At 66.1% G+C, this 7,739-nt stretch carries 6 protein-coding genes; 5 read left to right on the forward strand and 1 reads right to left on the reverse strand.

From position 1 onward, the window contains the following. The first annotated feature begins 3 nt into the window (after positions 1 to 3). Together ASV56_RS20645 and ASV56_RS20650 are read left to right on the forward strand one after the other, a co-directional pair. The gene (locus ASV56_RS20645) at positions 4 to 4,563 is read left to right on the forward strand and encodes an RHS repeat-associated core domain-containing protein (RefSeq protein WP_062563858.1); all 4,560 of its coding nucleotides are present in this window, start codon (positions 4 to 6) and stop codon (positions 4,561 to 4,563) included. Next, positions 4,563 to 5,099, forward strand: a complete 537-nt coding sequence (locus ASV56_RS20650; RefSeq protein WP_062563859.1) for a DUF4303 domain-containing protein — start codon at positions 4,563 to 4,565, stop codon at positions 5,097 to 5,099. The genes ASV56_RS20645 and ASV56_RS20650 overlap by 1 nt, the downstream gene beginning before the upstream one ends. 132 nt (positions 5,100 to 5,231) lie before the next feature. On the opposite strand, the gene ASV56_RS20655 is transcribed toward ASV56_RS20650, so the two are convergent. Beyond that, a complete protein-coding gene (locus tag ASV56_RS20655) occupies positions 5,232 to 6,164 on the reverse strand; it encodes an IS5 family transposase (RefSeq protein ID WP_062560474.1) in 933 nt (310 codons plus the stop codon). A gap of 50 nt (positions 6,165 to 6,214) precedes the next feature. Here ASV56_RS20655 and ASV56_RS20660 point away from each other — a divergent pair, with 50 nt between their 5' ends. From ASV56_RS20660 to ASV56_RS20665, 3 genes are all read left to right on the forward strand, one after another. Continuing rightward, positions 6,215 to 6,874: a hypothetical protein gene (locus tag ASV56_RS20660; protein WP_062563860.1), complete on the forward strand. Its 660-nt coding sequence runs from the start codon at positions 6,215 to 6,217 to the stop codon at positions 6,872 to 6,874. A gap of 150 nt (positions 6,875 to 7,024) precedes the next feature. Next, positions 7,025 to 7,396, forward strand: a complete 372-nt coding sequence (locus ASV56_RS23180; protein WP_082724957.1) for a hypothetical protein — start codon at positions 7,025 to 7,027, stop codon at positions 7,394 to 7,396. Then, on the forward strand, positions 7,397 to 7,739 hold a 343-nt coding region (locus ASV56_RS20665), incomplete at its 3' end, for an SMI1/KNR4 family protein (protein ID WP_062563861.1).

The raw sequence follows: 7,739 nt of genomic DNA on the forward strand, positions 1-7,739 counted from the left end.
GCGATGGGGGCGTTGCTCGATGGTGCGACGGCGGGGGGCGCGCGGGTCGCCAGCCGGCGCGCGACCGGCAACGGCGCGGACGCCGGGCCGGGAAGCACGCCGCAGTTCAGCGACTATCACCAAAGCCGCATCGACGCAGCCAATGCCCAGACCGGGCCGAACGGTTTCGAGCAGGGCGTCGATTCCGCCATCGCCACCTATAATTCGGACGCGGTGCAGAACACGCTGACCGTGGCGCCGGTCGCCATGGCGGCGGCCTATGGCGCGGGCACGGCCATGGGCGCGGGACTGACCGGCACCGCCGTGCTGACCGCCGCGGCGACGGCCGCCGCGCCGGCGGCGGCGGCGGTGGTGGCGGGCATGGCCGCGGGCTATGTCGGCTTCAAGGCCGGCGAGGCTCTGGGTGGCTGGGCGATGGAGGCCATGGGCTTTCAGCGCATCGCCGAGGACGGCGAGATGCCGGCGACGGTCGGCCATCCCATCGCCCATGTCAGCGGCTGGTCCTTGGGCGCCATGGTGCTGGGCGCGGTGGCGGCGGTCGCGGTGGGCGTCCTGGTGGTGGCGACGGCCGGCGCGGCGCTGGGGCCGATCATGCTGGCGGTGGCGGCGGCCAGCGCGGCAGGCCTTGTCGGCGGCATCGGCTTCGGCTTCGCCTCGGTCGCTGGGCAATACGGCACCAACAAGGGCGTGATCAAGACCGGCTCGCCCGACGTGTATTTCCAGAACAAGCCGGTGGCGCGGGTCACCGATGTGGTCGATTGTTCGGACCATGCCGTGTCCAAGGTCGCCGAGGGCGCCGAGACGGTATTCGCCAACAACTGGCCCATCGCCCGCATCGGCCACAAGACCACCTGCGACGGCACCATCAACGACGGCGTGCCGACCATCGCCATCGACATCGACACCAGCGCCATCGCGCTGGCCATCGACGTGGGCTGGCAAAGCCGGCTGGCCAATATCGCGGTGATCGCCGCCGACCTGCTGCCCATTGGCGGGCGCAAGCCCAAGGGCGGCGACCCGTCCTATGCCCACCACGGCGAGGCACCGAACAGCTGCCGCAGCGGCTTTGGCTGCCCGGTGGACGTGGCGACCGGCCGCTTCATGGAGACGCGCACCGATATCGCCATTCCCGGCACCATCCCGCTGGTCCTGACCCGCACCCATGCGGTCGACTCGACCGGCATCCAGGGTGCAAGCTGGGCCGGCACCTGGGCGCAGCACCTGCGCATGGACGCCGAGACGGTGACCTTCCAGAACGACGAAGGCACGCAGATCGTCTTCCACACGCCCGGCGACGAGGTTCTCAGCCACAACCTGCGCTTTCCGCATCTGGAGCTGCTGGGCCGCCGCTCGGCCGAGCTGTTCGTGCTGGACCGCCGCAGCCAGCTTTTCCTGGTCTTTGCCGACGAGGGCGCCGCCACCCGCCGCCTGTCGCGGATCGAGGACCGCAACGGCAACCGCATCGCCTTCCTCTATGGCCCCGAGGGGTTGCAGCGGGTCGAGCATTCCGACGGTTTCGCGCTGGCCGTCCACAGCCGGGGCGGGCTGATCCGCCATGCCGTGCTGGATGCGCCGGACGCGCAGGATTGCACCTTTGCCTGGAACTACAACCGCGCCGGCCAGCTGGTGCAGGTGCAATCGGCGCAGACCGGCACGCTGCGCTATGACTACGACGAATTCGGCCGGCTGACCGGCTGGCGCGACGCCAAGGACACCCATGTCCATTACGAATATGGCGAGGGCGACCGCATCCGGCGGCTGTGGTCCGACAGCGGCCATGCCGGCGGCACGCTGGACTATGACCTTGGCCGCCGCCGCACCGTCACCCGCAGCGATGAGGGCGCCGTCACCGTCTGGGACTGGACCGAGGACGGCGTGGTCTGGCGCGAGACCGACCCGACCGGCCAGGTCTGGCTGACCGAATGGGACCAGGCCTTCCACGTCACCGCCCGGGTCGATCCGCTGGGCGGGCGCAGCAGCTTCGCCTATGACGCGCAGGGCAACCTGATCCGCGCCACCGACCCTGAGGGCGCGGTCACGCAATGGGAATACGGCCCGGACGGGCTGCTGCTGGCCGCGACCGACCCGGTGGGCAACCGCACCAGCTTCCGCCATGATGCGCAGGGCAACCTGGTCGGCGTGACCGATGCGCTTGGCCGGGTGGCCTCGCTGGGCCTCGGGTCCAAGGGCGAGGTGCTGCGCGTCGACCGCCCCGGCGACGTGCAGGAGCGGTTCTTCTACGACCCGCTCATGCGGCTGAACCGCTGGCGCGACCCGGATGGCAACGAGATCCGCAGCCTGACCGACACCGAGGGCCGGCTGATCTGGGTGACCGACCAGATCGGCGCCGCGACCCGCTATGACGTCAGCCGCGGCCCGGACAATCCGCGCGGCAATATCCGCGCCGTCGAGCGCCCGGACGGCGCCGTGACGCGGCTGGCATGGGACGTCGAGGGCCAGCTTGCCGCCATCACCGACCCGGACGGCGACGCCCGCCGCTATCGCTTCGGCGCCTTCGACCTGCCGGTCGAGACCGTGGACCCCAAGGGCCACCGGCTGCAGCTGGAGCATGACCGCGAGATGCGGCTGACCGCCGTCGTCAACGAGCTGGGCGAGCGCTACGAGTACCGCTATGACGCCGCCGGCCGCGTGGTGGCGGAACGCGACTATTCCGGCCGGATCATCCGCTATGACCTGGATGCGGCGGGCCGGGTGGTGACGGCGACCGCGCCCGACGGGTCCGCGCGGCATTACGCCTGGTCGCCCGCGGGCCGGCTGCTGGCGCTGCGGGTCGAGGATGCCACGGGCCAGGCCGAGACGCGCTTCGCCTATGACCCGCGCGGCCTGCTGATCCGGGCCGAGAATGACGCGGCCACGGTGGAATATGCCTATGACGCGCTTGGCCGCGTGGTCAGCGAACGGCTGAACGGGCGCGAGATCGTCTCGGACTATGACCTGGCCGGGCAGCGGGTGGCGCGCTCGGGCGACGTGCTGCACCTGGCGGCGGCCTATAGCCGGGCCGGGCTGCCGGTCTCGCTGTCGGTGGGCGGGCACCAGCCGCTGGACTTCCGCCACGACCCGCGCGGGCTGGAGCAGTTGCGCCATTCCGGCGCCGGCTTCGCGCTGGCGCAGGGCCATACGATCACCGGCATGCTGGCCGAGCAGATCGCCGGCCCCTTCGCCCGCCTGCCCGAGGCGGCGCGGGCAGGCTTGGGCGCCGCCAGCGGCTTCGGCGACGCGACGCGCATGGGCGCGCGGCTGCATCGCAGCTATCTGTGGGACCGGCTGGACCGCGCGACCCAGATCCACGACCGCAGCGCCGGCCTGACCGAGAACCGCTATGACGCGCGCGGCCAGGTGGTGGCGCAGATCCGCGATGCGGGACCCTTGCGGCAGTTCGAATACGACCCGGCCCGCAACCTCGCGGCCGTGATCGAGGCCGGCATCGCCGAACCCGTCGAGAGTGCTGCCGGCCGTGTCCGCCGCCGGGGCCGGGTCGCCTATCGCCACGACGCCTGCGGCCGGGTGATCGAGAAGCGCATCGAGGAGCCGGGCTTCCGCCCCCGCGTCTGGCGCATGTCCTGGGACGGGCTGGGCCAGATGGTCGGGCTGGAGACGCCGGAGGGCCGGCACTGGCGCTATCGCTACGACGGGCTGGGCCGGCGGGTGGCGCGGCTCTCGGGCCAGGAGGGTGCGGTCTATCAATGGGAGGGAGACCGCCTGATCGCCGAGGCACCGCTGGCCGAAGGCACCGCCGCCTGGGACCGCGCCCGGCACTGGGTCTATGAGCCGGGCAGCTTCCGCCCGCTGGCGCAGCTACAGGACGGCGCGCTGCATTACATCGTCACCGACCACATCGGTACCCCGCGCGAGATGTTTTCCGAAGGCGGCGCCACCGTGGTCTGGCGGGCCGAGCTGTCGCTGTGGGGCGAGCTGGCCGAGCTGCGCCGCCGCGCCGCCAATGACGATGCCGCGCCCGATTGCCCGATCCGATTCCAGGGCCAGTTCCAGGATCCCGAAAGCGGGCTGCATTACAACCGCTTCCGCTATTACGACCCGGACGCGACGCAATATCTCTCGCCCGACCCGATCGGTCTGGAGGGCGGGCTGAGGCCGCAGGGCTATGTCGCGGATCCGAATGGATGGGTCGATCCGCTGGGGTTGGCATCCTGCGGCGAAAACTCTCGCATTCTTGGTGCGAATATGGCCCGAGAAGGGCGGCCCGTGCAATCCGGTCAGGCGGCGGGGCATATCGTCGCATCGGGCGGCAGCAAGGGCCGCTGGGCGCCCGCGGCTGATGCGCGGAATCTGTTGGACAAATACAATATAGGCATCAATGATGCGGCGAACGGCATTCCCATCGGCCACCCTAATCCGCATGGCTATATGCACACCACGGATTATCATCAGACGGTTCGCGATCGGTTGTATGGCGTCGAATCCCGCATGAAGCAACAAGGCTATGGCGATCGCGCGATCAGAAGTGCTCTGCGCCGCGAACTTCGTGCCATCGGCCGCGAAACCCTGAATGCCACCGCTGCCAATGATGCCACGAGGCCCTGATGTCGCAAGATCTTGCTCAGATTATCGCCGCCGCCGCCCGGAATGCCTTTTCAAGGTTGTTTCAGGAAACGCCCGAGGATTTCTATTACTGTACGCTTGTCAGCACCGGCGAAGGCCTTGCACCCTATCCATCGGCATGGTCATGGCAGGCATTGGATCGTGTGACTGCGGGCGCAACCAACCCGGAGGCGCGGAAGGCTTTGCTCAAATGGTCTTATTCGGACAGTCCCTACTGGCTGTTCGGTCAAGAATATTTTGATGACGTGGCCAAGGCATTTTCGGAAGTGCCCAACCTTCACGAATTGAAGAACGCAGATGAATATCGCCGGGAATTGGAGCGTCGCTTGTCCGTGACCGAGGCAGCGATGGCCTTGCTGGATGCCGAGGGGCTTTTTGGCACCGGAGAAAAGCGGGCCGGGACCATCGTTCTTGCCGAGGTCATGCCGCCCGACCGCGGTAACACGGAGCGGGCGTTGCGGTTAAATCCCCGCGGTCCGGCCCTGGATGCCTGGCTTGAGGAGGCTGCAGAAGAGTGACTGGGAATTGCGGGACTCGGTGATGCAAGCCTTCCAAGGGATTTGGCTGTCTCTGACGTTAATGTAGCATATTCTCCTGGCTCTGTTGCACAAATCGGCTTAAGGCCGAGGTTCCCCTTTCCCCGGACGGACTTATCCCACAGCTTCCGTGACGGGTATTCCGAGCGCGGTGTAGCCGTTCAGGACGGCGATGCGGACCTGGAGTTCGGCGACCTGTCGGTCGAAGTCCCGTGCCATGAGCCGCTGGCCCAGCAACTTGATACAATGCATCTTTGTCTCGACGCGGCTTCGGCGGTGGTATCCACACCATCGTCGCCAGAGCGCGCGGCCCAGGTATTTCGCCGCGCGCAGGGCCTCATTTCGGGCCACGGCTCCGGCGGTGATCGTCTTCCAGGGCTTCGCGTTCTTGCGGGGCGGGATGACGGCATGGGCACCGCGATCTGCAATCGCATCGTGGCATTTGCGCGTGTCGTAGGCGCCATCAGCCGTAACGCTACCGATTTCCTGGTCCTGCGGGATTTGGTCGAGAAGGTGGGGTAGGATGGGCGCATCACCGATGTGGCTCCCGGTGACTTCGACGGCCCGGATCTCCAACGTTTCTTCATCGATCCCAAGGTGGAGCTTGCGCCAGACGCGCCGTTTCGGGCCGCCATGCTTGCGTGCGTGCCACTCGCCTTCACCTTCGACCTTGATCCCGGTGCTGTCGACCAGCAGGTGCAACGGCCCCTTGGAGCCGCGGTAGGGGATGTTCACGGCCAAGGTCTTCTGGCGGCGAGATAGCGTGCTGAAGTCGGGCACCGTCCAGTTCAGGCCGACCAGCCGTAGCAGGCTCTCGACGAACCCGGTCGTCTGCCGGAGCGCCATGCCGAACAGCACTTTCATCGAGAGGCACGTCTGGATAGCGGCATCGCTGTAGGTCTGCTGGCGGCCACGCCTGCCTGTCGGCGCGGCATCCCAGCTCATCTCGGGGTCAAACCAGATCGTCAGCGAGCCCCGGCGCTTGAGTGCTTCATTGTAGGCTGGCCAGTTCCTGGTCTTGTAGGTCGGGGGTATGGGTCTGCTCATGCATCCCAGCTACCACCCTGGATTCGCGAGATGAATCCCTCACGCGATTTGTGCAACAGAGCCAGCCGGATGCGGAAAAGATTGCCCGGGCGCTAAAGACGAAATACCCGCCGGCGCATATCCAGCTGTTTGAAAAGGGCAAGGACGGGAACAACAACTTTCCCCTGCGCAGCCTGATGCTGGCGCGGCTGTCGGCGGCAGACGACAAGGACAGCATGTTTTCGCTGATTGCCCAGATCCCGGCCGAGGACGAGTCGCTGGTCGCCGCCGATTGGTGGCGGCTTGCGGCCGGTGCCGGGCTGAATGCCGGCCATGCCTATCTGATGCAATGGCCGGTGCGCGAGATAAACTATGGCATGTTTGCCGCGCTGACGCCGGATCGACCGACGCAAACCTGGACGGATTTCGATGCCTCGTGCCAAAGGCTGATGCTTGAGCCGGACAGTTTTCGCCCGGTGCTTGAAGGCAAGATGCTGCGCAATGTCTTGTCGCAGAATTTCATGACCGATTCTCTGGCCGAAACGATAAAGGAAAAGCTGCGAGTGACGGGATTGGCGACGGACGGATTTGACAGCCTCCCGCAAAACCGGGCTGTCTGGACGCTGCCGGACCCCGAAGTGCAGCGCATGGCCCATCGCATACTTTATCGCGAGGGGTTGGTTTGGGAGAGTGAATGGATCGACTTGGCTGGTTATATCCCGACCCGGTGATAGCCCGATATGGCGACCGCATCGCCGCTGCAATATTTCTGGCCAGAACCCATGTGACGAGCGGCTTTCAGCGGCAGAGCTGTGTCGCCGATCCGAATTGCTGGGTCGATCCGCTAGAGTTGGCGGGGTGTCGCAACAGGCCAAGCGGCAATGTCGCGCCTGATGCTGACGCGCATGCTAAGCCCGCAGCAGAATCGTGCGCCGGGCGACGGTAAAAATCGGACGGACAGCCGCGTCCAGTCACACCATCCAATCCAGGATGCCAGGGCAAGACGGAACGTACCGGGTTATGATTCGAACCAGGCGCCCGCCATCCTTCTGCCGTCATCGTCTGGCATGTCACATGCCCAGATTTCTGCGGCACAGCGGGCGTATCGCAGGCAGTATGGTTTTGGAACCCATATCCGCACCGAGTTCAACGAAGTGGTGCGGCAGATGCGGGCGGCTGGAGTTCCCGAAGCCAGGATCCGCCGTGTTATCAACCGCGCTTACTCGTATTTCGACAGTCTTGGAGCATTATAGATGATAGATGTCACGCTGCTTCGCCAAGTGTATGAGCTGCATCCCCCGGCCGATTCCGCTGACATCGCTGCGGCGCAAGAGGATCTGGGAAAAGCAATTCCGCCAGCTTACGTGGAGCTTTTGACGATATCAAACGGCCTTTCGGCTATCGGCGGGCTTACGCTTCTTGAGACGGAGGATATCGCTCAGCGCAACCGAGACTATGAGGTTGCGGAATATCTTCCAGACTATGTGATGATCGGTGATGACAGCGGCGGCGCAGCGATCCTGATGAAGCAAGGCGCCGAGACCATCTTCGAGGTCGATATGGGAGTCATGGATGAAAGTGATATTGAGGTAAGCG

Source organism: Paracoccus aminovorans, assembly GCF_001546115.1.
GTDB classification, from domain to species: domain Bacteria; phylum Pseudomonadota; class Alphaproteobacteria; order Rhodobacterales; family Rhodobacteraceae; genus Paracoccus; species Paracoccus aminovorans_B.